At 57.2% G+C, this 24,176-nt stretch carries 21 protein-coding genes; 12 read left to right on the top strand and 9 right to left on the bottom strand.

Annotation, left to right across the window (positions count from 1 at the left end; genetic code table 11):
• The first annotated feature begins 17 nt into the window (after positions 1-17).
• The 3 genes from RFER_RS13990 to RFER_RS13980 all read left to right on the top strand — a co-directional run bounded on the left by RFER_RS13990 (position 18) and on the right by RFER_RS13980 (position 3,927).
• Positions 18-2,147, top strand: a complete 2,130-nt coding sequence (locus RFER_RS13990) for a PAS domain-containing sensor histidine kinase (protein WP_166485725.1) — start codon at positions 18-20, stop codon at positions 2,145-2,147.
• Positions 2,137-2,784 carry a pseudouridine synthase gene (locus RFER_RS13985; RefSeq protein ID WP_011465043.1) on the top strand — a complete coding sequence of 216 codons (648 nt, stop codon included), beginning with the start codon at positions 2,137-2,139 and terminating at the stop codon, positions 2,782-2,784. The genes RFER_RS13990 and RFER_RS13985 overlap by 11 nt, the downstream gene beginning before the upstream one ends.
• Before the next feature lie 111 nt (positions 2,785-2,895).
• Complete coding sequence (locus tag RFER_RS13980) at positions 2,896-3,927, top strand: adenosine kinase (protein ID WP_049765666.1); 1,032 nt, start codon at positions 2,896-2,898, stop codon at positions 3,925-3,927.
• Between the two features lie 19 nt (positions 3,928-3,946).
• Here RFER_RS13980 and RFER_RS13975 read toward each other — a convergent pair whose 3' ends face one another.
• A complete protein-coding gene (locus RFER_RS13975) occupies positions 3,947-4,399 on the bottom strand; it encodes a DUF192 domain-containing protein (RefSeq protein ID WP_011465041.1) in 453 nt (150 codons plus the stop codon).
• Between the two features lie 79 nt (positions 4,400-4,478).
• The gene (locus RFER_RS23520) at positions 4,479-4,880 is read right to left on the bottom strand and encodes a hypothetical protein (RefSeq protein ID WP_011465040.1); all 402 of its coding nucleotides are present in this window, start codon (positions 4,878-4,880) and stop codon (positions 4,479-4,481) included.
• 219 nt (positions 4,881-5,099) lie between these two features.
• Between RFER_RS23520 and icd the strand changes: the two genes are divergently transcribed.
• The 3 genes from icd to clpA all read left to right on the top strand — a co-directional run bounded on the left by icd (position 5,100) and on the right by clpA (position 9,356).
• Positions 5,100-6,353, top strand: a complete 1,254-nt coding sequence (gene icd / locus RFER_RS13965) for an NADP-dependent isocitrate dehydrogenase (protein ID WP_011465039.1) — start codon at positions 5,100-5,102, stop codon at positions 6,351-6,353.
• 167 nt (positions 6,354-6,520) lie between these two features.
• Complete coding sequence (gene clpS / locus RFER_RS13960; RefSeq protein WP_011465038.1) at positions 6,521-6,883, top strand: ATP-dependent Clp protease adapter ClpS; 363 nt, start codon at positions 6,521-6,523, stop codon at positions 6,881-6,883.
• Between the two features lie 145 nt (positions 6,884-7,028).
• The gene (gene clpA / locus RFER_RS13955) at positions 7,029-9,356 is read left to right on the top strand and encodes an ATP-dependent Clp protease ATP-binding subunit ClpA (protein ID WP_011465037.1); all 2,328 of its coding nucleotides are present in this window, start codon (positions 7,029-7,031) and stop codon (positions 9,354-9,356) included.
• Positions 9,357-9,366: 10 nt separating this feature from the next.
• On the opposite strand, the gene RFER_RS13950 is transcribed toward clpA, so the two are convergent.
• From RFER_RS13950 to RFER_RS13925, 6 genes are all read right to left on the bottom strand, one after another.
• Complete coding sequence (locus RFER_RS13950; protein WP_011465036.1) at positions 9,367-10,410, bottom strand: Fe(3+) ABC transporter substrate-binding protein; 1,044 nt, start codon at positions 10,408-10,410, stop codon at positions 9,367-9,369.
• Between the two features lie 67 nt (positions 10,411-10,477).
• Positions 10,478-11,086 carry a chromate transporter gene (locus RFER_RS13945; protein WP_011465035.1) on the bottom strand — a complete coding sequence of 203 codons (609 nt, stop codon included), beginning with the start codon at positions 11,084-11,086 and terminating at the stop codon, positions 10,478-10,480.
• Positions 11,083-11,682, bottom strand: a complete 600-nt coding sequence (locus RFER_RS13940) for a chromate transporter (RefSeq protein ID WP_011465034.1) — start codon at positions 11,680-11,682, stop codon at positions 11,083-11,085. Before RFER_RS13940 ends, RFER_RS13945 begins: the two co-directional genes overlap by 4 nt.
• A 3-nt stretch (positions 11,683-11,685) precedes the next feature.
• The gene (locus RFER_RS13935) at positions 11,686-13,002 is read right to left on the bottom strand and encodes an HD-GYP domain-containing protein (RefSeq protein ID WP_011465033.1); all 1,317 of its coding nucleotides are present in this window, start codon (positions 13,000-13,002) and stop codon (positions 11,686-11,688) included.
• A gap of 222 nt (positions 13,003-13,224) precedes the next feature.
• Entirely contained in the window at positions 13,225-15,384 is a 2,160-nt protein-coding gene (locus tag RFER_RS13930; RefSeq protein WP_011465032.1) for a 3-hydroxyacyl-CoA dehydrogenase NAD-binding domain-containing protein, read from the bottom strand.
• 126 nt (positions 15,385-15,510) lie between these two features.
• Positions 15,511-16,716 (bottom strand): acetyl-CoA C-acetyltransferase, encoded by a 1,206-nt coding sequence (locus tag RFER_RS13925; RefSeq protein ID WP_011465031.1) that lies wholly within the window; start codon positions 16,714-16,716, stop codon positions 15,511-15,513.
• Positions 16,717-16,843: 127 nt separating this feature from the next.
• Between RFER_RS13925 and RFER_RS13920 the strand changes: the two genes are divergently transcribed.
• Entirely contained in the window at positions 16,844-18,007 is a 1,164-nt protein-coding gene (locus tag RFER_RS13920; RefSeq protein WP_011465030.1) for an acyl-CoA dehydrogenase family protein, read from the top strand.
• Between the two features lie 31 nt (positions 18,008-18,038).
• Here RFER_RS13920 and RFER_RS13915 read toward each other — a convergent pair whose 3' ends face one another.
• Positions 18,039-18,782, bottom strand: a complete 744-nt coding sequence (locus tag RFER_RS13915) for a PEP-CTERM sorting domain-containing protein (RefSeq protein ID WP_011465029.1) — start codon at positions 18,780-18,782, stop codon at positions 18,039-18,041.
• Between the two features lie 316 nt (positions 18,783-19,098).
• Here RFER_RS13915 and RFER_RS13910 point away from each other — a divergent pair, with 316 nt between their 5' ends.
• The 5 genes from RFER_RS13910 (at position 19,099) to RFER_RS13890 (ending at position 24,114) form a co-directional block, all read left to right on the top strand.
• The gene (locus tag RFER_RS13910) at positions 19,099-19,371 is read left to right on the top strand and encodes an MOSC domain-containing protein (protein WP_049765663.1); all 273 of its coding nucleotides are present in this window, start codon (positions 19,099-19,101) and stop codon (positions 19,369-19,371) included.
• 166 nt (positions 19,372-19,537) lie between these two features.
• Positions 19,538-21,124 carry a methyl-accepting chemotaxis protein gene (locus tag RFER_RS24920; RefSeq protein ID WP_279587674.1) on the top strand — a complete coding sequence of 529 codons (1,587 nt, stop codon included), beginning with the start codon at positions 19,538-19,540 and terminating at the stop codon, positions 21,122-21,124.
• A gap of 307 nt (positions 21,125-21,431) precedes the next feature.
• Positions 21,432-22,454, top strand: a complete 1,023-nt coding sequence (locus RFER_RS13900; RefSeq protein WP_011465027.1) for an ABC transporter substrate-binding protein — start codon at positions 21,432-21,434, stop codon at positions 22,452-22,454.
• A complete protein-coding gene (locus RFER_RS13895; RefSeq protein WP_011465026.1) occupies positions 22,451-23,260 on the top strand; it encodes an ABC transporter ATP-binding protein in 810 nt (269 codons plus the stop codon). Before RFER_RS13900 ends, RFER_RS13895 begins: the two co-directional genes overlap by 4 nt.
• 2 nt (positions 23,261-23,262) lie before the next feature.
• Positions 23,263-24,114: an ABC transporter permease gene (locus tag RFER_RS13890; RefSeq protein WP_011465025.1), complete on the top strand. Its 852-nt coding sequence runs from the start codon at positions 23,263-23,265 to the stop codon at positions 24,112-24,114.
• The last annotated feature ends 62 nt before the right edge of the window (positions 24,115-24,176 follow it).

Genomic DNA, 24,176 nt, shown 5'->3' with positions numbered 1-24,176 from the left:
TTTTGTCCAGGCCCAGAATGCCCTCCGTGCTCAAGCCAAAACGCCTTCTGCGCGGTCGCGCAACAGGTCAAAAGCAAACAGTTCTGGCCAGGGGCTATTCCCTGGCAAAGATGGTGGAGGATTTACGCAATTACCAGGCTGAGCTGGAAATTCAAAATAAGGCGCTGCGGTATAGCCAAATCGCTGCCGAAGGCGCTTCGGAGCGGTTTCTTACCCTTTTTTCAAACGTACCGTTGGCGCTGCTGGTGGTGGATGAAAATGGTCTGGTGCTCGAGAGCAATGCCATGGCTTTGCGACTTTTTCGCCCCCTGGAGAGTGATCCGCCACTGAATTTCTTACTGCCGCTGGTGAACAGCGAGTATCTTGACAAGGTCGCACAGGCCTTTGTCAGCGCCAAAATGGTCGGAACCAACGAGACAACAGAAGTCGTTTTTTCGAGCGGCTTCAGCGGTGTTTTCACAGGTGACTTGCATATTGCCCGGATCGAGAATTTTCAGGATGATCTGGCGCAATTCATATGCGCGGTTATTGACCAAAGTCCTTTACTGGCTCAGCGTCAAGCCTTGCAGCTTAGTGCAGCAGAACTGCAGCAGCGCAATGAAGAACTTCAATTGAGCAAAAACAGACTGGCCTCGATCATCAATTCGTCACTCGACGCCATTATTTGTATCGATCAGAATTACCTCATTACCATTTTTAATCCTACTGCGGCAGCGTTGTTTCAGTGCCCGTCGTCGCAAGCCCTCGGCAGCCAACTGACACGCTTTCTGCCGGACGCGGTGCAAACACTCAGCTACAACAAGCTCACCACGCATGCGCAATTAGGTGAAATGACGGGCTTGACGGCAAGCGGCAACAGCGTCTCCATTGAAGTCAGTGTGTCGTTTGAGCTGCACCCGGAGGGTGATACCACGACCATCTTCGCGCGCGACCTTACCAGCCGCAAGAAAATCGAGGCGCACCGCAATGCTTTGGAGTCACAACTGCGGGAGTCGCAAAAAATGCAGGCGGTGGGCACCATGGCGGGCGGGATCGCGCATGATTTCAACAACATCATTGGTGCCATTCTGGGCAATGTGGAACTCGCCAAACAAGATGCTGGCGCAAGGTCGCCAGCGCTCGTCAGTCTTTCCGAGATTGACAAGGCAGGGCGGCGAGCCCGCGATCTGGTGCGACAAATCTTGACATTCAGTCGCAATGAATCACCTCAGCGGATTCCAATTCAATTGGCTGACGTGGTGCAGGAAACCGTGCATTTGCTCAAGGTTACTCTTCCGCCCCTGGTCGACATGCAGGTGCGCATTGACCCCAGCACCCCGTTGGTGCTGGCCGATGCGACCCAAGTGGAACAAGCCCTACTCAATCTGTGCACCAATGCCATTCATGCGATCGGCCCCCGGCGCGGGACGCTCAGTATCGAACTTGGGCACAAGCTGACGGCTGACCTGGGTCGGATAGAGCGTCGAGGCGGCGTACGTGGTCAGCACGTCAAATTGGTGGTTCGTGATACGGGCAGCGGTATCGATGCCCAGACGCTGCAGCGCATTTTTGAACCCTTCTTCACCACCAAACCCGTGGGCCAGGGCACTGGTTTGGGACTGGCGGTTGTTCATGGCATCATGCGCACTCACCAGGGCACTGTGGATGTGAAAAGCACGCCTGACACCGGTAGTGTGTTCACGCTTTATTTCCCGGTCGCCGACCTTGCTGCCTTGCCCGAGACCCCGCATGCTGCAAAATTGTCGGAGCCCCAGTCGGTGCGGGGCGGAGGCAAGCGGGTCATGTACGTTGACGACGATGAAGCGCTGGTCTTTTTGGTCCAACGCGTGCTCAAACGCAAAGGATTTGTGGTCAGCACCTTCACAGATCCCCGTTTGGCTGCTGCAGCCTTGCGAGCCCGCCCGCTGGACTTTGATCTGTTGGTGACGGACTACAACATGCCAGGTTACAGCGGCATAGAACTCTTGCGGGAAACCCGTTTGATTCGACCTGATCTCCCTGTTGCCTTGGCATCGGGCTATGTGACCGCAGAGATCGAGCAAAGTGCCCTCAGTGCAGGCGCGCGGGCACTGATCCACAAACCCAATGATGTGGACGAGTTGTGTGAGACCGTCCAGCGACTTCTCCAAAGTGTCGATGCACGCTGATGAGCTGAAGGTCATTTATGCCGATAAGTCCCTGCTGGTGCTGGACAAACCGACTGGTTTGTTGTCTGTGCCCGGACGGGGCGAGGACAAGCAGGATTGCCTCAGTGCGCGTGCCCAGCGCCTGTACCCGGATGCACTGGTGGTACATCGCCTGGATATGGCTACCTCGGGCTTGATGGTGATGGCCCGTGGCGCGGCTGCACAGCGCGCCCTGAGTCTGGCTTTTGCCAGCCGCAGCGTCAGAAAACGCTACGTCGCTATCGTCGACGGGCAACTGGCGCCATCGCTGCAAGACTGGGGTGTGATTGACCTGCCCATCATCGTGGACTGGCCCGAGCGGCCGCGCCGGATCATTGATCACCAGCGCGGCAAGCCCAGCGTGACGTACTGGCGCGTGCTGGCACACAACACATCTGATGAAACGACCCGGGTCGAGCTGGAACCCGTGACCGGCAGGTCGCACCAGTTGCGTGTGCATTTGCTGGCATTGGGGCACGCCATTGTGGGAGATGCGTTGTACGGCAGTCCGCGCGTGCAAGCCATGGCTGATCGACTGCTCTTGCATGCCTGCTTACTTGAACTGCGCCACCCCGTGAGTGGGCAATCCATGTGCTTTGATAGTACGGAAGATTTTTGAATTATTGCGCCATAAGGGCGCACCAACGCCATGGCGTGTCGGTCATGCCGATACACTTCAAGCCTTCAGCGCGTCACCGCACAACACTGCGAAATCAAGAAATACTTCAGCATGAAAACCTACGACCTTTACGCCATCGGCAACGCACTGGTGGACTCTGAATACGAAGTCTCGGACACGCAACTCCAGGCCATGGGCGTGGACAAGCGGCACATGACCTTGATCGACGCCACCCGGCGCCTTGAGTTACTGGGTCATTTGGACGCAGTCACTGCACGGCGCACCGGGGGCGGTTCGGCGGGCAATACCGTGGTGGCGCTGGCGCAACTGGGGGGCAAGGCGTTTTACTCCTGCCGGGTCGCTGATGATGAGCTGGGCGCGTTTTACACCCAGGACCTGATCGCCAACGGCGTGGCGACCAACCTCACCCGCACGCTGCCCGCGCCGGGCCAGACCGGCAGCTGCATGGTGATGGTGACCCCCGATGCTGAGCGCAGCATGAGCACGTTTCTGGGGGCTACGGCTGAACTTGACCACACCGCCCTGCACGAGTGCGACATTGCCAAGTCAAAAATCTATTACATGGAAGGCTACCTCGCCGCATCCCCAACCGGCCTGCAGGCGGCACTGCAGGGGCGCCAAATGGCCCAAGAGGCTGGCGTGGCCCTGGCCACCACCTTGAGCGATGTCAGCATGATCAACTTTTGCCGCCCCGGCCTGGACGCCATCATCGGCCAAGGGCTGGACTACCTGTTCTGCAACGAGGAAGAAGCCCAGGTCTGGTGCGGCACGCAAGACCTGCAGGTGATCTGCCAGCAGTTCAGCCAACTGGCGCGCACCGTCTGCCTCACGCGTGGTCCCCAAGGCTGCGTGGTGCTGGAAGGCACACAACAAACCACCGTACCCGCCGCCAGCGTGAAAGCGTTGGACACCAATGGTGCGGGCGACATGTTTGCCGGTGCTTTCCTCTATGCCGTCACGCACGGTCACAGCCACGCCCAAGCTGCCTGGCTGGCCAACCAGGCTGCAGGGCAGGTCGTCAGTCAATACGGCAACCGGCTCACATCCGAAATATTGGGTGGCATCAAAAGCCGTGCCGAAAAAATGCGGCTTTCGGACGGCGTTTTATGCGACGGGAACTGAACAGCTGGCTGTTTGATCTTCACTTCGTTTCAAACGGTGGGCCGCCGAGCTTGAAACCCGCCTTGATTCCTTTCTTGCCAAACCAACCCTGATTCATCTCCAGAACATAACGAACCGGCTCTTTTGAGCAGTGGGACTCAGTTGTTCTTGGCTTCATGTCTGCCAGATTGACGATGGTGCCGTCGTTGGCAACGAAGGCAGCCGTCAGTGGCATGAGGGTGTTTTTCATCCAGAAACATTGCACGGCGGCTTGCTCAAATACAAACAACATGCCCTCGGACTGTGGCATGTCCCGTCGGAACATCAGCCCGGTTGAGCGTTGTTCAATGGTTGCTGCCACTTGTGCATCGATCAGGTGCATACCCGCTGACAGCTTGACGCGGGGCAAGTCCATCTGCGGTGCGTCTTGAGCTTGGCTTGAGTTGACGAGAGCGGCTGTCAAGCAGAGAAGTGCAATTGCAATGTGTTTCATGTCTCAATTCTGACGCAACTGAAGGACAGGCAGAAAAATGCCCGCGTCAGCGGGCATTTTCAGTTCAAGTTGTCAAGAATTACTTCTTGGCAGCAGCAGCTTTTTCTTCTTTTGCTTTCTTGGCAGCAGCAGCTTTTTCAGCTTTGGCGGCTTTGGCGGCAGCAGCTTTTTCAGCCTTGGCGGCTTTGGCGGCAGCAGCTTTTTCAGCCTTGGCAGCCTTGGCGGCAGCAGCTTTTTCAGCCTTGGCAGCCTTGGCATCTACTTTAGCGGCTGATGCAGCGGCAGCGGGTGCAGCGGCAGCAGCAGCAGCGGGTGCTGCAGCGGCAGCTGCGGCGGGTGCGGCAGCAGCAGCGGCAGCAGGTGCTGCTGCTTTAGCGGCAGCAGGAGCAGCAGCCTTAGCGGCGGCCGTAGCGGGAGCATCAGCGGCGAATGCGCCAGCAGCGAAGAGACCAGCAACCAAAGCAGCGATAAGTTTGTTCATTTTCAATTTCCTTGAGATAACGTTATGTCAAATGATTTCCTCCCAAACTTTGAGAGGCCTGTCCGTAACGGGGTCGACTTGGATCCGGTTGACAGAAGTCAGTAATTTTTTGGGACTAAAATTCACCGACGCCTTCAAGCTAGCCAGGAAAAGGCAATTTCGGGTGGTTTCGGCTTCAATTTGCTCACAAATTCAACCAACTCATGGAGAAGTAGCTACATGTACCAGCACATCAAGGTTCCCTCAGAAGGCCAAAAGATCACTGTCAATGCCGATATGTCGTTAAACGTTCCCGATCAGCCGATCATTCCTTTTATTGAAGGTGACGGCACCGGGTTGGACATCACACCGGTGATGATTAAAGTGGTGGATGCGGCGGTGACCAGGGCGTACGGTAGCAAGAAGAAGATTCACTGGATGGAAGTTTATGCTGGTGAAAAGGCAACCAAGGTCTATGGTCCCGATGTCTGGTTCCCAACTGAAACGCTGGACGCTTTGCGTGACTATGTGGTGTCCATCAAAGGCCCACTGACAACCCCAATCGGTGGCGGTATTCGCTCGCTCAATGTCTTTATGCGTCAGGAGCTTGACCTGTTTGTCTGCCTGCGTCCGATTCAGTATTTTGAAGGCGTACCCAGCCCCGTCAAAGAGCCGGAAAAAACCAATATGGTGATCTTCCGTGAAAACACCGAAGACATCTACTGCGGCATCGAATTTGAAGCCGAATCGCCCAAGGCAAAAAAACTCATCAAGTTCCTGCAGGATGAGCTGGGTGTCACCAAAATCCGCTTTCCCAATACGTCGGGCATCGGCATCAAACCGGTATCACGTGAGGGTACCGAGCGCTTGGTGCGTAAGGCGATCCGGTACGCCATTGACAATGACAAACCTAATGTCACGCTGGTGCATAAGGGCAACATCATGAAATTTACCGAAGGTGCTTTCCGTGACTGGGGTTATGCCTTGGCGCAGAATGAGTTTGGTGCCGAACTTATTGACGGCGGACCCTGGTGCAAATTCAAGAGCCCCAAAACGGGCAAAGAGATCATCGTGAAAGACTGCATTGCGGATGCCTTCCTGCAACAAATTCTGTTGCGCCCGGCTGAATACAGTGTGATAGCGACCTTGAACCTGAATGGGGACTACATTTCTGACGCATTGGCGGCTCAAGTGGGCGGCATCGGCATTGCGGCCGGGGCCAACCTGTCAGACTCGGTCGCTTGCTTTGAAGCCACCCATGGCACAGCCCCCAAATATGCTGGAAAAGATTATGTGAATCCAGGCTCTGAAATTCTGTCGGCTGAAATGATGCTACGCCACATGGGCTGGTTTGAAGCTGCCGATGCCGTCATCAAGTCGATGGAACGCTCTATCAAGAGCAAGAAAGTCACGTACGATTTCGCTCGTCTGATGGACGGTGCGACCCAGGTCAGTTGCTCTGGATTTGGTCAGGTGATGATCGACAATATGTAGGTACAGTCTGTTGTCTGCCGGTGAGGCTTGACCTCTCCGGTATCCAAACCGCTCTGGCTTGTCGGCTGTGAGCGGTTTTTTTTTGTTTCCTCTGCTTGAATCTAGACAGACTGGCACCAATTCACCTTGACAGCGCAGTGCAGCGGTACGCTCGATAGAATGAAAGCATGGCAACCAAATCACCCGTAAATCCAAAAGTGCCGCTGGTTCAGGAACCTGATCGGGACGAAGGCGGCGCCGTTGTACTTGAGCGGCGAACGCAAAAGACCAAGCCTCCCCACATGTACCAGGTTGTCATGCTCAATGATGACTACACACCGATGGAATTTGTGGTGGTGGTGATTCAGGAATTTTTTGGCAAAGATTTGGAAGCGGCAACGCGGATCATGCTCAAGATTCACCTAGACGGAAAAGGCGTTTGCGGGGTTTACTCGAAGGACGTGGCCGCCACCAAAGTGGATCAGGTGCTTGATGCGGCAAACAAAGCAGGGCATCCGTTAAAGTGCATCAGCGAGCCCGTTGGTTTTTAGATGTTTTTGCGGGACCGCCCTTAGCTGGGCGATATCTGGTCCCGCTCAGCCCCTGATCGATAGGGACATCTTGGCATCTCTTCGGAATTAATATTGAAATCGGATTACAGTTAATCATCAAAGTAAAGGCTATAAAGGAAATCACATGATTGCCCAAGAATTGGAAGTCAGCCTTCACATGGCATTTGTTGAGGCGCGCCAGCAGCGTCATGAATTCATCACGGTTGAGCACTTGTTGCTCGCCTTGCTGGACAACCCCAGCGCAGCTGAGGTGCTAAGGGCCTGCTCGGTCAATATTGATGATTTGCGCAAATCCTTGGCGAACTTCATCAAGGACAACACGCCTCAGGTAGCTGGTTCAGATGACGTCGACACACAACCCACCTTGGGGTTCCAGCGTGTAATTCAGCGTGCCATCATGCATGTGCAATCCACGGGCAGCGGCAAGAAGGAAGTCACCGGCGCCAACGTGTTGGTTGCCATCTTCGGTGAGAAAGATTCTCACGCGGTGTACTACCTGCATCAGCAGGGTGTGACCCGACTTGACGTGGTGAACTTCATCGCGCACGGCATCAAGAAAAGCGATCCGCCGGAGCCAGCAAAGTCGGGTGAGAGTCAAGCTGAAAGCGAGGAGGGTGTCTCTGAGAAAAATGAGAAATCGTCTCCACTGGAGCAGTACACGCAAAACCTCAATCAGTTGGCCAAAGACGGCAAGATCGATCCGTTGATAGGTCGCGAGTATGAAGTCGAGCGTGTCATTCAGATTTTATGCCGCCGCCGCAAGAACAATCCTCTGTTGGTAGGCGAGGCCGGTGTTGGGAAAACTGCCATTGCCGAAGGCTTGGCTTGGCGTATCACGCAAAAAGATGTGCCTGAAATTCTGGCTGAGTCCCTTGTTTATTCACTCGACATGGGTGCTTTGTTGGCTGGCACCAAGTACCGGGGCGACTTTGAGCAGCGGCTCAAAGGGGTGTTGAAGTCCTTGAAGGACAAACCGAATGCCATTTTGTTCATTGATGAGATTCACACCTTGATTGGTGCAGGGGCGGCGTCGGGGGGGACTCTGGATGCGTCCAACCTGCTCAAGCCGGGATTGAGTTCCGGTGCGCTCAAATGCATTGGTGCGACCACCTTTACTGAATATCGCGGTATTTTTGAGAAAGACGCCGCACTGTCTCGCCGTTTCCAGAAAATTGACGTGGTTGAGCCGACCGTTGAACAGACGGTGGAGATTCTCAAGGGCCTCAAATCCCGCTTTGAAGAACATCACAACGTCAAGTACGCCGTGGCGGCATTGCAGGCTGCGGCCGAGTTGAGCGCCAAGTACATTAATGACCGACATTTGCCAGACAAAGCCATCGATGTCATCGACGAGGCAGGTGCAGCCCAGCGCATTTTGCCTCCCTCCAGACGCAAGAAAATCATCGGTAAGGCTGAAGTGGAGGAAATTGTGGCCAAGATTGCCCGGATTCCTCCCGCCAATGTGTCCAATGACGATCGCGGCAAGCTCAAGACGCTGGAACGGGATCTCAAGAATGTGGTCTTTGGGCAAGACAAAGCGCTTGACATGCTGGCGTCGGCCGTGAAGATGGCACGTTCCGGCTTGGGCAAGGGCGACAAGCCAATCGGGTCATTCCTGTTTAGCGGTCCCACGGGCGTAGGCAAAACCGAAGCCGCCAAGCAGCTCGCTTACATCATGGGTATTGACTTGATTCGCTTTGACATGAGCGAATACATGGAGCAACACGCTGTGAGTCGCCTCATTGGCGCGCCGCCCGGCTATGTGGGATTTGATCAGGGTGGGCTGTTGACAGAAGCTATCACCAAGAAGCCACATTGCGTGCTGTTGCTTGATGAGATTGAGAAGGCACACCCGGCAATCTTCAACGTGCTGTTGCAAGTGATGGACCATGGCACTTTGACGGACAACAATGGGCGCAAAGCCGACTTCCGCAACGTGATCATCGTCATGACGACCAACGCTGGTGCAGAGACCATGAACAAGACCGTCATGGGGTTTACCAATGTGCGCGAGGCGGGCGATGAGATGGCCGATATCAAACGGCTGTTTACACCGGAATTCCGTAACCGGCTGGATGCGGTCGTGAGCTTCAAGGCACTCGATGAGATTGTCATCCTGCGGGTGGTCGACAAGTTCCTGCTGCAACTGGAAGCCCAGTTGGCCGACAAGAAGGTTGATGTGACCTTTACCGATAAACTGCGCAAACACCTGGCCAAGAAGGGCTTTGATCCACTCATGGGTGCGCGCCCCATGCAGCGTTTGATTCAGGACACTATTCGCCGCGCGCTGGCGGACGAATTGCTTTTTGGCCGCCTGACCGACGGTGGCAGACTGACAGTCGATCTCGATGACAAGGATGAGAGCAAGACCGATGTCTTGCTGGATATTCAACCCTTGTCGAAGAAGGAAGGCAAATCCAAACCTGAGGCGCAGGAAGCGACGATCGGCTAGGACAATAATTTCATCTGAAACCAACCCGGTCAAGCATTTGCTGAACCTTGACCTGGTTCATCCCCACCACACTGATGGGGATGGTTTCGCTCTTGAAGCTGCCACCGGTCATGGTCTGCAGGGCTGGGTTGCTGATCTTGACGCCTTTGGCCACCGGCCATTCGTTATTGCCGTTGGCAAACTGGTCCTGCGCTGGGGCGCTGGCCAGATACTCCAAAAATTTGACAGCGTTGGCCTGGTTCTTGGCATGTTTGGCCACCGCGCCACCCGCGATGTTGACGTGGGTTCCCCACGACGCCTGGTTTGGGAACACAACACCGACCCGTTCAATGATGGCTTTGTCCTCAGGCTTGTCCGAGCGCATGATGCGAGCCAGGTAGTAGGAGTTGGTCACCGCAATGCCACATTCGCCCGAGGCCACGCCTTTGATCTGGTCCGTGTCACCGCCTTTGGGCGTGCGCGCCATGTTGTCGACCATGCCTTTGAGCCAAGCCTGTGTTTTCTCTTCGCCCAAGTGCTCAAGCACGGCGCCAAATAACGACAGGTTGTACGGGTGAGAGCCGGAGCGGATGCACAATTTTCCCTTGTTTTTGGGGTCGCCCAGTTCTTCGTAGGTATCGACATCCTGTTTCTGAACGTTGTCCTTGTTGTACACGATGACACGGGCGCGGGTTGAAAAACCGAACCACTGGGAAGCGCCGTCCGCAGTAGTTTTTCCGTGCAGTTGAGCGGGAATGGCCTCAGTCAATATTTTGGACTTGATGGGTTGGAAGAGCCCTTCAACTTCACCTTTCCATAACCGCGCGGCATCGACCAACAAAATGACGTCGGCAGGCGATGCGGTTCCTTCTGCCTTCAGGCGCGCGAGAATGCCCGCATCGTCGGCGTCAACCCGATTGATCTTGATGCCCGTGGTCTTGGTGAAGGTGCTGTAAAGCGCCTCGTCCGATGGGTAGTGACGGGCGGAGTAGATGTTGAGGACCTGGTCTTGCGCCGATACAGCAGTGCAGGCGAACAAGATGGCGCATGCTGCAGGGATGTGTTTTTTGATCATGTCGCGTGAACTCCAAAAAATGAAGCATCAATATTATCACAAATGCGAATGATTCTCAATAAAACACCTACACCCAACCAAACCATCCCAATAACCCACCAGCCGCCAGCAACCACAGCAAATGCAGCCGGGTGCGCCAAACCAGCAGGGCGCTCGCTCCGGTGAGCAGCCACACAGGCCAGTTATTCAGCGAGCTGCCGTGGCCGGTCGCCAGAATCCAGCCGGTCGCCAGCAGCAGCGCAATCACGATTGGCGCCATCCCTTGCTTGAAGGCGCGCACCCACTGCAGCTCCCTGTTTTGATGACCCCAGCGGGCGGCCACGAAGGTCAGCGTGGTGCTGGGCAGCATGATGCCCAGCATGGTGAGAACGACTCCGAGCAGGGCGTAGACCCACGACAGCGAGCCTGCGCCCATGCCGCCGCCGGCGTTCAAACCCACGTTCCAGCCCAGCAATGCAACAAACAGCACGTTGGGACCCGGTGCGGCCTGCGCCAACGCGATGGAGGAGTTGAACTGGCTGTCGCTCAGCCAGTGCTGTTCGATCACCAGGTAGCGGTGCATGTCGGGTGCGGTGGTGATGGCGCCCCCGATGGCCAGCAGAGACAGCGACAGGAAATGGCTTAGCAAGGCCAGCCAATCGGTGAGCGTCAGATTCAGTGTCAGGCTCGCACTCATTCTCTGCCCCCCCGAGCCTGAACTTTGCCCAGTTGCCGGTAAGCCCAGACACAGGCTAGCGTCCCTGCACCCAGCAGAACCCACACCAGTGGCACATGCAGCAAGGCAATAGCTATAAAAGTAATAGCTAATAGCGACCAGCAGACGGGGGCTCCCATGATATTTTTCTTTAAGGAGCTGATGAGTTTGAGTCCGGTGCCGGCGATCAGACCTGCCGCCACCGCACCCATGCCCCGCAGCGCGCCTTGAATGCCCGGTGAATCAGCAATGCCAGCAAACAGCGCCGCCAGCGCCAGCACAATCAGCAGCGGAAAGGCCAGCATGCCCGCCACCGCCGTCAAAGCGCCACGCCAGCCAAAGTAGCGGTCACCAATCATCATGGACAGGTTGACGACATTGGGCCCCGGCAAAATCTGCGCCACTGCCCAGTCCTCCATAAACTCCTCGGGTGTGAGCCACTGCTTCTCTTCGACCAACTCGCGTTGCACGATCGCCAGCACGCCGCCAAAGCCCTGCAGGGCCAGTCGTGTGAATGACCAGAACAAGTCAGCCAGGGAGCTTGGACGCGGTGAGGCGCCATCTTGATGCGCCGCCACAGACTACTCCGTGTCGTGCAGTTGCGCGGGCGCAATGCCGTTGATACCGGCCACCACTGTGTCCACCCGGTCCAGCCACGCTGTCAGCTGATCCGGAAAACGGGCATCGGCCTCAATGTGCCAGCGCCGCCTGGTCTGGCGCGCAAGCGATCGCAGTTGCCAGGCGGCTTCCTGTGCCAGCAGTGTCAACTCCAACTGAAGAAAATCGTCCAGCGTATCGTCACCCAATTGTGCCAACTGCTGCGGTGCCACGCCGACGCCGGCCAATGTGCGGCGCAGTTGTGCCGACTGCTCCGTCAGTCCAGCCAGGTTTGCCTGGCGCGGCGCACTCAGGTCCGCGCGCTGGGTCAGTTCGGTCGGCCATTCGGACAGGGTTGCGTCGATTTCCACGAGGCGACTCACAGGATCAGTCATCACTGCCAGACCCTTGCTCTGCAGTTCAGTTTGTGGCTCTATGTTTTGCATCACCTGCTCGACCAGTGCCACGTCATAGCGATGCATGTTCATGCGCAACAGCACCCAAAGCCGCAACTCGGATGCCGCCTCGTTGGACGCCAACATGGATGTGACCAGCTCACCGAGCGAGAGAACGCGACCCAAGGGGCTGATCGCTTCGCCAGCGAGATTGCCAGGATAGCCTGATCCGTCGAGGAACTCATGGTGCACTTTGATGGCTTGCAGCAGGTCGCGCGGATATTCGTGGTGGCGCTCGATCAGCACCTCAGAGACCAGTGGGTGTGAGTAGAGCTGTCGCGTTTGATCGTGACCAATGGCGCTCTGCGGCATGAGCAGGAGCGGGTCGAGATGCAGCATACCGAGGTCATGCAGCAATCCCGCGGCGCTCGCCACGCTGACGTCAAAGCGTGACACCATCAGGCCCTGCGTCATCCAGGCGGCAAAGAGCGCCATAAAGATTGAGTGGCGAAACAGCACCGGGCGCACCTCATAGGCCAGCGTCAATTGAAACGCAATAGGGCTGGGCAATGGCAGCTTCGTCAGCGCGTCCAGCATCAGGCTACGCGTCTTCGTGTTGGCGCCGATACGCTCAAAGAAAGGCACTTCGCGCATCACCTGTTCGGCATGCACGCGTAAAAACTGTCCGGTGACGGTGGGCGTGCTGGCCACGGATTGTTCAATCGGCACCGTCAGCTTGTGTGCCATCAGCCGCTCGTACAGCCCGGCATTGACCTGAACGCCTTTTTCAATGATCTTGACGCCGCGATCATTGAAGATCGCTTGTGTCGTCACCACTGGGCGTTTTTCACCGAGTTCGGTGACCGCCTTGGTAAAGTGTTTGGGGTCAGTGGCGATATCAGTCATGGCAGCATTTTTACAGATATCCGGGTAGTGGCCGATCCAGGTCGATGGCTGTGCGCACTCCGCCAGGAAGTGGCGTGCCCATGGTGACGATCCGGCCGGCGCGGGCGCGGGCGCGGGCGCGGCCACTGTCACGCATCCAGGCGTGACAAGGCAGGAAGGCCCCAGACTTTTTTCTACCCGCGACGACACCGCATGAGGCGATGCGTCTGACGGCGCTGTATGTCAATAAACAGGCTGGTAGCGTGTGATTGCTGCCTTGACTTCGTCCGTCAGCGCAAAACCGGCCCCGAACCGGGCTGCCAGCGCGTCTGCCCGCGTCACAAAGGCGTCCATCCCCATGCCATAGATGAACTGCATGGCACCACCGGTCCAGGCCGGGAACCCAATGCCGAAGATGGAGCCGATGTTGGCGTCATGTACGCTGGTGAGCACGTTTTCGCTCAAACAGCGCGCCGTCTCCACCGCCTGACGATAAAGCAGGCGGTCTTTCAGGTCGGTGATGTCCCACTGAACATCGGCTTTTTCAAACAGCGGTTTGAGTTGCGGCCAGAGGAATTTTTTGACGCCTCTCTCAGCGGGGTATTCGTAGAAGCCGGCGCCCCCCGCGCGGCCGGGCCGCTGGTGCTCCTTCACCAGGTTGACCAGCAGCGCCTCGCCTGGGCTGGCCACATAAGTCTTGCCCTCGGCTTCGAAGTCGGCGCGGGTTTGCTCCATCACATGCAGACTCAGCGTCAGTGAGGTTTCATCCAAAACCGCCAGCGGTCCGACCGGCATGCCACACTGAATGCCCGCATTTTCGATGGCTGCCGCCGGAATGCCTTCACCCAGCATGGCCACGCCTTCCATGACAAAGGTGCCAAACACACGGCTGGTAAAGAAGCCACGCGAATCGTTCACCACAATGGGCATTTTGCCGATGGCCTGCACGTAGTCATAAGCCCGCGCCACTGTGTCTTCACTGGTTTGCCGGCCACGAATGATTTCGACCAGCTTCATCTTGTCCACCGGGCTGAAGAAATGAATGCCGATAAATTTGTCTGCAGCCGCACTGGCCTTGGCCAGGCCGCTGATGGGCAGCGTGGAGGTGTTCGACGCAAAGAAGCCACCGGGCGCCAGCATGGGCTCGGCTTCTTGGGTGACCTTGGCCTTGAGCTCCCGGTTTTCAAACACCGCCTCGATGATCAGGTCACAACCCGCCAGATCCGCCACTTGGTCGGTGGCGTGAATGCGCTCAAGAATGGTTTGCTGGTCGGTTGCGCTCATGCGGCCTTTGTCCACGCGCGCCTGGGTGATCCGGGCGCTGTAAGACTTGCCCAGATCGGCTTTTTCTTGACTCACATCCTTGAGCACGGTGGCGATGCCTTTGCTGGCCTGGGCGAAGGCAATGCCCGCACCCATCATCCCGGCACCCAGCAAACCCACCTTGGCCGGTTTGAAGCGCGGGGACTGAGAAGGTCGCGACTGGCCGCTCTTGATGGCGTTCAGGTTGAAGAAAAAGGTATTGATCATGGCGCGGGCGTTGATGCCGGTCATGAGCTTGGCCAAGTAGCGGCTCTCGATGCGCAGTGCGGTCGGGATATCGACTTGCAGCCCTTCCACCATGCACGCCATGATGGCCTCCGGTGCCGGGTACAGGCCGCGCGTTTGCTGCTTGATCATGGCGGGAGCCACCACCAGCATTTGGGCTACAGCCGGGCTGGAGGGCAGGCCGCCGGGCACCTTGTAGCCTTTGGCTTCCCAGGGGTGCTGGGCGCTGGGGTTGGCGGCAATCCAGGCCAGTGCCTTGGTGCGCATCTCGGTGGCGGCTGTGTCGCCCGGTGCGACCAGCTCATGCACCAGTCCCAGACTTTTTGCTTCCTTGGGCGAGAAAGTCTTGCCTTCCACCAAGTAGGGTTGTGCACCCATCAAACCGAGGTGGCGCGTCATCTTGGTGACGCCACTGGCGCCAGGCAACAAGCCCAGCGTCACTTCGGGCAAGCCGAACTGGGTTTTGCGATCGTCAACGGCAATGCGGTAGTGGCCGACCAGGGCCACTTCCCAGCCGCCGCCCAAGGCCGTGCCGTTGAGGCAGCTCACCACCGGTTTGCCCAAGGTCTCCAGGGTGCGGAAATTCTTCTTGACCAGCTCGATCTCGGTGAAGATGGCGCCCGCGTCGGACGGCCGCAGGCGCATCGCGCCCTTCAGGTCAGCCCCGGCAAAAAAAGTGGATTTGGCCGATGTCAGGATGATGCCTTTGATGGCGTCCTGGTCCTTCAGAACCTGCGCAACGAGGGCCGACATGTCTTGCTGCCATTGCAGGCACATGGTGTTGACGGGGGAATTGGGTTCGTTAAAGGTGATGGTGGCAACGCCGTCTTGTAATTCGTATTGGATGGTTTTCATGGTAATTTTGCTATTAAATAAGTAGCGTACTTCGCAATGAATACGGGGGCTACAGGCCGATTCTTTCTAAATTGTTGAGGACAGAGCTGGCTCGCTTCGCGTAGCTGCGGTCTGTCCCGCAAGATCTCACAATCTTTCCACAATCGTGGCAATCCCCATGCCGCCGCCCACGCACAGCGTGACCATGCCATAGCGCAGCTGGCGCCGTTGCAGCTCGTCAATCACGGTGCTGATGAGCATGGCGCCGGTGGCGCCCAGCGGGTGGCCCATGGCAATGGCGCCGCCATTGACGTTGACCTTGTCATGCGGCACCTTCATTTCTTTCATGAAGCGCATCACCACCGCAGCAAAGGCCTCGTTGATTTCAAACAGGTCAATTTGGTCAATCGTCAGACCGGCTTTGGCCAAGGCCTTGCGCGCGGCCGGCATCGGGCCGGTCAGCATGATGGTCGGGTCAGCGCCGCTCAGGGCGGCTGCCACAATGCGCGCACGGGGTGTGAAGCCGTGGGTTTTGCCAGCGGCCTCTGAGCCAATCAACACCGCTGCGGCGCCGTCCACAATGCCGCTTGAGTTGCCGGCGTGGTGCACATGGTGGATGCGCTCCACCTGCGGGTAGCGGGTGAGGGCGACTTGGTCGAAACCCATGCCGCCCATCTGCTCGAACGCGGGCTTGAGCGAGCCCAGGCCTTCGAGTGTGGTTTGTGGCTTGATGAACTCGTCTTGCGCCAGAATGACCTGGCCCAAAAAGTCTTTCACCGGCACCACTGAACGGTCAAAGTAGCCACTGGCACGCGCCTGGGTGGCGCGCTTTTGTGATTCCAATGCAAACGCATCCACGTCCTGGCGCGAAAAGCCTTCCAGCGTGGCAATCAAATCGGCGCCAATGCCCTGCGGCACAAACCCGGTGACCGAATTGGTTTCGGGGTCCATCGCCCAGGCGCCGCCGTCCGAGCCCAGCGCCACGCGGCTCATGCTCTCGACGCCACCAGCCACCACCAGTTCTTCCCAGCCTGAGCGCACTTTTTGCGCTGCCAGGTTCACCGCTTCCAGGCCCGAGGCGCAAAAACGGTTGATCTGCATACCGGCGCAGGTGAAGTCCCAACCGGCCTTGAGGGCTGCCACTTTGGCAATCACCGCACCCTGGTCGCCCACGGGCGACACCACGCCCATGACCACGTCATCCACCTTGGACGTGTCGAAGTCATTGCGGCGCTGCAAGTCGGTCAGCACACCGGCCAGCAGATTGACGGGCTTGACCTCGTACAGGCTGCCGTCTTTTTTGCCTTTGCCACGCGGCGTGCGGATGGCGTCATACACAAATGCTTCAGTCATGGGGTCTCCAATTGAAAATCAATTTCAAGAAAATGGGGTACTGCGGATTGTCGGAATGCAGTATATTGCTTTTCGCAAAGCGATTGCTTTGTATAAATAGTCTAATTCACGTTAACCAGGTGACGCCATGATCCAGAGAACCCTTTTTACGCCCGACCACGAAGCCTTTCGCGACAGCTTTCGCCGTTTCATCGACAAGGAGATTGCCCCCTTTCATGCGGACTGGGAGGAGCAGGGTTATGTGGATCGCGCGGTTTGGCGCAAGGCCGGTGAGAACGGTTTTTTATGCATGACCATGCCGGAAGAATACGGTGGCGCGGCAGCCGACAAGCTGTACTCGGTCGTGCAACTGGAAGAAATTGGGCGTGCCGGGTTCACAGGTATTGGCTACGGCTTGCATAGTGAAATCGTGGCCCCCTATGTGCTGCACTACGGCACGGAAGAACAAAAGAAAAGATACCTGCGCAAACTGGCGAGCGGAGAAATGATTGGCGCCATCGCCATGAGCGAGCCCGCCGCAGGCTCGGATCTGCAGGGCATCAAGGCCACTGCCATTCGGCAAAGTGACGGCAGCTATTTGCTCAACGGCAGCAAGACCTTCATCACCAACGGCTGGCACGCCGATCTGGTGATTGTGGTGGCCAAGACCAACCCGGCCGCAGGCGCCAAGGGCACCAGTTTGCTGCTGGTGGAGCGTGGCATGGCGGGCTTTTCAGTGGGCAAGCGCTTGAAAAAAATGGGCATGAAAGCGCAGGACACGTCCGAGCTCTTCTTTGACAACGTGCGTGTCCCGGCCGACAACCTGCTGGGTGGCCCGGCGCACGAAAACCGGGGCTTTATTTGCCTGATGGAGCAGTTGCCGTGGGAGCGCCTGCAAATCGCCATCGGCGCCATTGCAGCGTCCCAGGCCGCCATTCACTGGACCGTGGACTACGTCAAGGAGCGCAAAGTGTTCGGCCAGCCGGTGGCGGCCTTCCAGAACACGCGTTTTACCCTGGCGGAATTGCAGACCGAGGTCCAGATCGCGCAGGTGTTCATCGATAAATGCACCGAACTCCTGATGACGAATACGCTGGACACCGCCACGGCCAGCATGGCCAAGTACTGGTGCAGCGATTTGCAGTGCAAAGTGATGGACGAGTGCGTTCAGCTGTTTGGCGGCTATGGCTACATGTGGGAATACCCGATCACGCGCGCCTACGTCGACGCGCGTCCGCAACGCATCTACGGCGGCACCAACGAGATCATGAAAGAGGTGATTACGCGGGCGATGGGGCTGGGTGGCAAATAGGCCGCATCGGGTGATAGAAGTCAGACGCGAGCTAAGGGGACACCTTGCGGCGACGCAAGAGGGCCAGACCGGACAGACCCAAGCCCAATAAGGCCAGTGAGCCCGGTTCGGGAATGACATTGCCGTTGCCATTGGTCAGGACACTCACGCGCAGGTTGTCCATGGCCCATGATTCGTCGGCAAGATCCTGGTTGCCTGGACCAAAAATAAAGAACTCGATGGTTGCGGAAGACGCGGAGTGTGCAAAGTTGGAAAAGAGCGGGTCGGCGCCGAGGTTGTAGGCGCTGTCTGTGTAGAACGAGCCGGGCCCGCTGAAGCCGAGGTCAACGTGACGCGCCAGCTCAACGCCAGCGGGAGGAACGTAGCTCTGGATCTGCGATGGCAGCGCGTTGGCAAATGATTCGCTGAACAGGGTTGTGCCGTCAAACACGATTTTGAAAAAATCTCCGGCCGGGAAAGTACCGGTGCCATCGAGTGAGTCAATCGCTGCAAACAGGAACTCCAGGCTGATCGTGTTGTGCGAGGGCAGGTTGTTCAACTGCAGTGTCACCGTGTTACCCGTTGCGCTGCGCAGAAAATTTCCACCAAATTGATTCCCTGTCGGACCTAATCCGGCATAACCCTGTACACCCGTCAGCGTTGCCGTGCCCGGTGAAATTTCGGCTGGAAGCACCCCATTGAAATCCGTTTGAAAAACGACAGTGGGCGCTGCGATGGTGGCCGTGACACTGGCCGTCAATAAAAGCGCAGCGGCGAGGGCGGGGAGTTTCGACATGGGGAATCCTTTGAAGGGATCGGGTGAACTTCAATCTGGCGTGACACAAGCCGTAGTCAGAGCGTAGTAATGACTTGAGGCATCGCGACACCAGCGCATCGGGAACCATATGCATAACTCATGCCAAAAAATCAGATAGAAGTAATCCCTATTTGTTTCAATGGGTTAACTGTCTCTTGGGGAAGGCTTGGCTCGGCACTTCGCTTGTTTTGAGCGGATACTGTAAAAATTATCGACAGTATTCTCTTGGGGAATTAGCGTGACCCTTATGCCGACACTTCTCCGCATCCAGGTGGCACGAGCGCGCCGCGTTTAGATGGCGGACGTGTGGGTGGGCGATGTGCTCAGGTTTCCCCACTGCGAACTACGGGTAACGCAGCCGCGCGAACCTTGCTACAAGTTCAACGCCGTCATGGGCTTCAGTGGCGCCGCCAAGGCCATGGCACAAAATGGTTGCTGCGGGTTTTATCTGGCGGTGGACCCGCCGGGGCACTTGCTTGCCGGCGAGGCCTTCGACTTGCGGCCTGGTCCGCACCACTGGCGTATCACAGAAATGTTCGATGCCAAGATGTTCAAGCATCTGCGCTGAAACGATTCGGAATTGAATGTGGCGAGCATCCGCATCGTCGGTTCATAAATTCCCATCACTCATGATATGGGTCAAAAAGCGCGAAGCAGGCAGTCCGGGGATCAAGCCTGCAGGAGATACATTTGGTTTCTCTTCTGTTGCCGTAACTATTTCGGAAATCTCAACAATGAATAACATCGCCGGCTGGTGGAGCAAAATTGGTCTGCAACGGAAGTTGCAGCTTCTCATACAGGGATTTTTGATTGTTGTTCTTGTCGGTGCACAGCAATGGCTGTCGAACCAGTTCGAGCAGCGAGCCCTGCGAGCCGCCGAAGATCGGACGGTCGCGGTGGCAGATGGCGTCATCAATGGCTTGAACACATTGATGGTCACCAAGTTGGGTGACAAGGATGTCATCAGCGACCCCGTGAGCCGAGCCCTTTTCATCCAGAAGATGGGTGTTTCCGAGAATCTCAAGGAACTCCGGGTTGTCCGTGGCAAAGGAACCAATGACGAGTTCGGTGTCGGCCTTCCCCAGGAGCTGCCCGTCGACGACATGGACCGCAGCGTCCTCGCCAGTGGGAAAACACAGTTCAAGATGATCGCCACTGGCGACGGCGAAGCGTCACTCAGAGCGGTGCTTCCGTTCATTGCAATGAAAGAATTCCGTTCCAGCAAATGCCTTGGATGCCACGGTGTGGATGAGGGTTCCGTCCTCGGGGTGGCCAGCGTCACCATCGACGTGAAAGACGATTTGGCCGCCATCAAGCTGTTCAACACCTGGATTTGGATCGGTCAGGCCGTGGTGCAGATCGTCCTGTTTTTTGTGATTGGCACCATTGTCCGGCGCTTGCTCAATCAACTCGGCGCCGAGCCAGGTGAGGCTGCCAGCCTGGCGCAGAGTGTGGCCCATGGCGATCTCAGCCAGTCGATTGGCTTGAAGACGGGCGATACCCATAGCATGATGGCCCAATTCAGAATCATGCAGGAAAGCCTGTCCGAGGTCGTGGGTAGCGTGCGTCAGGGCGCCGAAAGCGTGGCCACGGCCAGTGTCCAGATTGCCCAGGGTAACCACGATCTTTCTGCCCGCACCGAAAGCCAGGCCAGTGTGCTCGAAGAAACCGCCGCCTCCATGGAACAGCTGGGCTCGCAAGTAAAACAAAATGCCGACAGCGCACGCCAGGCGAATCAACTTGCCCTCAACGCGAGTACGGTGGCGGTCAAAGGTGGCGAAGTTGTAGGCCAGGTGGTGGAAACGATGAAAGGCATCAACGACGCATCGCACAAAATCTCCGACATCATCAGTGTGATCGACGGCATCGCTTTCCAGACCAACATCCTGGCGCTTAACGCAGCGGTAGAAGCGGCGCGTGCCGGTGAGCAAGGCCGTGGTTTTGCGGTGGTCGCCACGGAAGTGCGTTCCCTGGCCGGACGCTCGGCCGAGGCGGCCAAAGAAATCAAGTCGTTGATCAACGCCAGCGTGGAGCGTGTGGAGCAGGGCACAGTGCTGGTGGATCAGGCCGGCAGCACCATGCAGGAGGTCGTGAGCAGCATCAAACGCGTCACCGATATCATGGGCGAAATCAGTACCGCCAGTGCTGAACAAAGTATTGGGGTTGCGCAAGTGGGGGAGGCCATCTCGCAGATGGACCAGGTCACACAGCAGAACGCGTCGCTGGTGGAGGAGATGGCCGCAGCCGCCGACAGCCTGAAATCTCAGGCACAAGAGCTGGTGCAAACGGTGTCGGTGTTCAAGCTTTCTCATCGGGGATAGCCTCCTTTGCGATCCGACCTGGCGTTGGATGACAGCGCTTCAGGGTTCGCATTGAATCCAATCAGTCGGCTGCGACTTTCGACAGCATCAGGCTGGAATATGCTATGCAATTAGTAGCTTAATACGCTTATTGTACGGGGGCTACAGCTCAATTCGATTTGAAAAAAAGTGCCTCGATCCGGGCATCTCTGTCCAGCCACATCCGCTGCCTCCGGGCGAACGCCATGCGCAAGTCTCAGGTGGGCTGGGGTATGATATTCAAGAGATCACGCCATTCAAGCGCGACGGAATCATTTGAGGAGACAACATGAATTTCAAGAAAATCGCGATCGGCATGGTCATGCTGGCCGCTTGCCTTACTACGTCCGCTTTTGCACAGTCGATCGAGAAATCAAAGGTCTCGATCGCGGTCGGCGGGAAAAATCTTTTCTACTATCTGCCGCTGACCATCGCTGAGCAACTCGGCTATTTCAAGGACGAAGGTCTGGAGGTCGAGATCAGCGATTTCGCCGGCGGTTCGAAAGCTCTGCAGGCGCTCATCGGTGGCAGCGCTGATGTCGTCTCAGGCGCCTTCGAGCATACGATCAACATGCAGGCCAAGGGCCAGATGATCACGGCTTTCGTGTTGCAGGGCCGGGCGCCGCAGATCGTGTTCGGCGTCTCGAACAAGACCCTGCCGAACTACAAAAGCATCGCCGACTTGAAAGGCAAGAAGATCGGCGTCTCCGCACCCGGTTCGTCAACCAACATCATGGCCAATTTCGTCCTGTCCAAGGGCGGCCTGAAGCCGACTGATGTGTCCTTCATCGGTGTGGGTACCTCTGCCGGCGCTTTGTCGGCACTGCGTTCCGGGCAAATCGATGCGATCTCGAACCTGGACCCGGTGATCACCATGCTGCAGCAGAAAAACGAGATCAGGGTGATTGCCGATACCCGCAAGCTCTCCGACACCAATGCCTTCTTCGGCGGACCGATGCCAGCCGGTACCCTGTACGCGACGGAGGCTTTCGTCAAGAAATATCCGAACACGACCCAGGCGCTCACAAATGCCATGGTCCGAGCCCTCAAATGGCTGCAAACCGCAGGACCGTCGGATATCGTCAAGGTGGTGCCGGAAAGTTTTCTGCTCGGTGACCGCGCTCTTTATCTTGATGCCTTCATGAACATACGCGGCGCACTCTCACCGGATGGCAGCTTCCCTGATGCAGGCGCTGCAACGGCCTTGCGCACGCTCACTGCGTTTGAGCCCGAGCTGGCGAACAAGAAAATCGACCTGTCAAAGACCTTCACGAACGAGTTCGTCAAAAAAGCCAACGCGAAATATCGATGACACCAGCGCTTTTGCTTGACCAGATCAGTTGCACCTTCGTCTCGAAGGAGGATCGTAGTCAGCGTTATACCGCGGTGAGCGACACCCGAATCGCGATAGCGCCCGGTGAATTCGTCTCGGTGGTCGGGCCGACGGGTTGCGGAAAATCGACGCTGCTGAATGTTGCCGCCGGGCTTCTGCAACCCTCGTCCGGCAGTGTGCAAATATTCGGTGAACCGCTGAGCGGCATCAACCGGCGAGCCGGCTACATGTTCCAGTCGGATGCCCTGATGCCTTGGCGCAGCGCACTGCAAAACGTGATCGCCGGCCTGCAATTTCGCAAGATGGAAGAAGCAGCGGCAGTCGAGCTGGGTGAAGCGTGGCTGGCGCGTGTGGGCTTGCATGGCTTCGGCGATCGCTACCCTCATCAGCTTTCTGGTGGCATGCGTAAACGGGTCGCATTGGCGCAAACCTTGATACTCGATCCCGACATCATCCTGATGGACGAGCCATTTTCTGCGCTTGATATCCAGACCCGGCAACTGATGGAAAACGAAGTGCTCGAACTCTGGAGTGCGAAGAAAAAAGCGGTTCTTTTCATTACCCATGACCTTGATGAGGCGATCAGCATGTCCGACCGTGTGATCGTCCTGTCTGCCGGACCGGCGACCCATCCGATCGGTGACTTCACCATTGATTTGCCGCGCCCGCGTGATGTGGCCGAGGTGCGCAGCAATCCCCGCTTCGTGGAATTGCATACCCAGATTTGGGACGTGCTGCGGGAAGAAGTCCTGCGTGGCTATGCCCAGCAAAAGAGGCGGGCCTGACCATGTGGCGACGAATTCGACCCACTTCGGGCAACGTTCGCATTTGGCAGGTGCTGGTCTTGTTGCTGTTTTTTCTGCTGTGGCACTGGATCTCGCGCGATATTCAGGTGGCCTTCTTCTTCGGCGAGCCTTTGATTGTCCTGGGGCGCGTGTGGGCCTGGTTTACCTCCGGCAGCGGCAATCTCGAAGTCGGATTGGGTGATTCGACCTGGTTCACCCTGCATTTTCCCGGCGAGATCTATTCCCATCTTCTCATTACCTTGACGGAGACCTTGCTGGCCTTCGGCATTGGTACTGTGATGGGCTTGGGGGTCGGCCTGTGGCTGGCCTTGTCGCCGCTGACCTCCGCTATTTTGGATCCCTACATCAAGGCAGCCAACTCCATGCCGCGCGTGATTCTGGCGCCTATCTTCGGGATGTGGTTTGGCCTGGGGATCTGGTCCAAGGTGGCGCTCGCGATCACACTGGTGTTTTTTATCGTGTTCTTTAACGTCTACCAGGGTGTCAAGGAAGTCAGTCCGGTCGTGCTGGCGAATGCCCGCATGTTGGGCGCCAATGCGCGTCAACTGCTGCGCAGCGTTTACCTGCCGTCGGCTACGTCGTGGGTCTTTTCCAGCCTGCATACGTCGGTCGGCTTGGCGTTCGTCGGTGCCATCGTTGGCGAGTACATGGGTTCGGCGCGCGGCGTCGGTTACCTGATCCTGCAGGCAGAAGGCACATTCGATATCAACACCGTGTTTGCCGGCATATTGGTCCTGACCCTGTTTGCGCTGGTGCTGGATGGCGCAGTCGGCTTGGTGGAAAAGCGTCTGATGAAGTGGCAGCCGAAGTCGGGTGAAACGGAAAAGCTCTAAGTGCTTGGTGGCTATTGCCCTCGTCCCCGCTGCCAAATAGCGGTGGACTCGATCTGGAAGGC

It is taken from the genome of Rhodoferax ferrireducens T118, assembly GCF_000013605.1.
Classification (GTDB): Bacteria; Pseudomonadota; Gammaproteobacteria; order Burkholderiales; family Burkholderiaceae_C; genus Rhodoferax; species Rhodoferax ferrireducens.
This window is presented reverse-complemented; position numbering and strand designations above follow the sequence as displayed.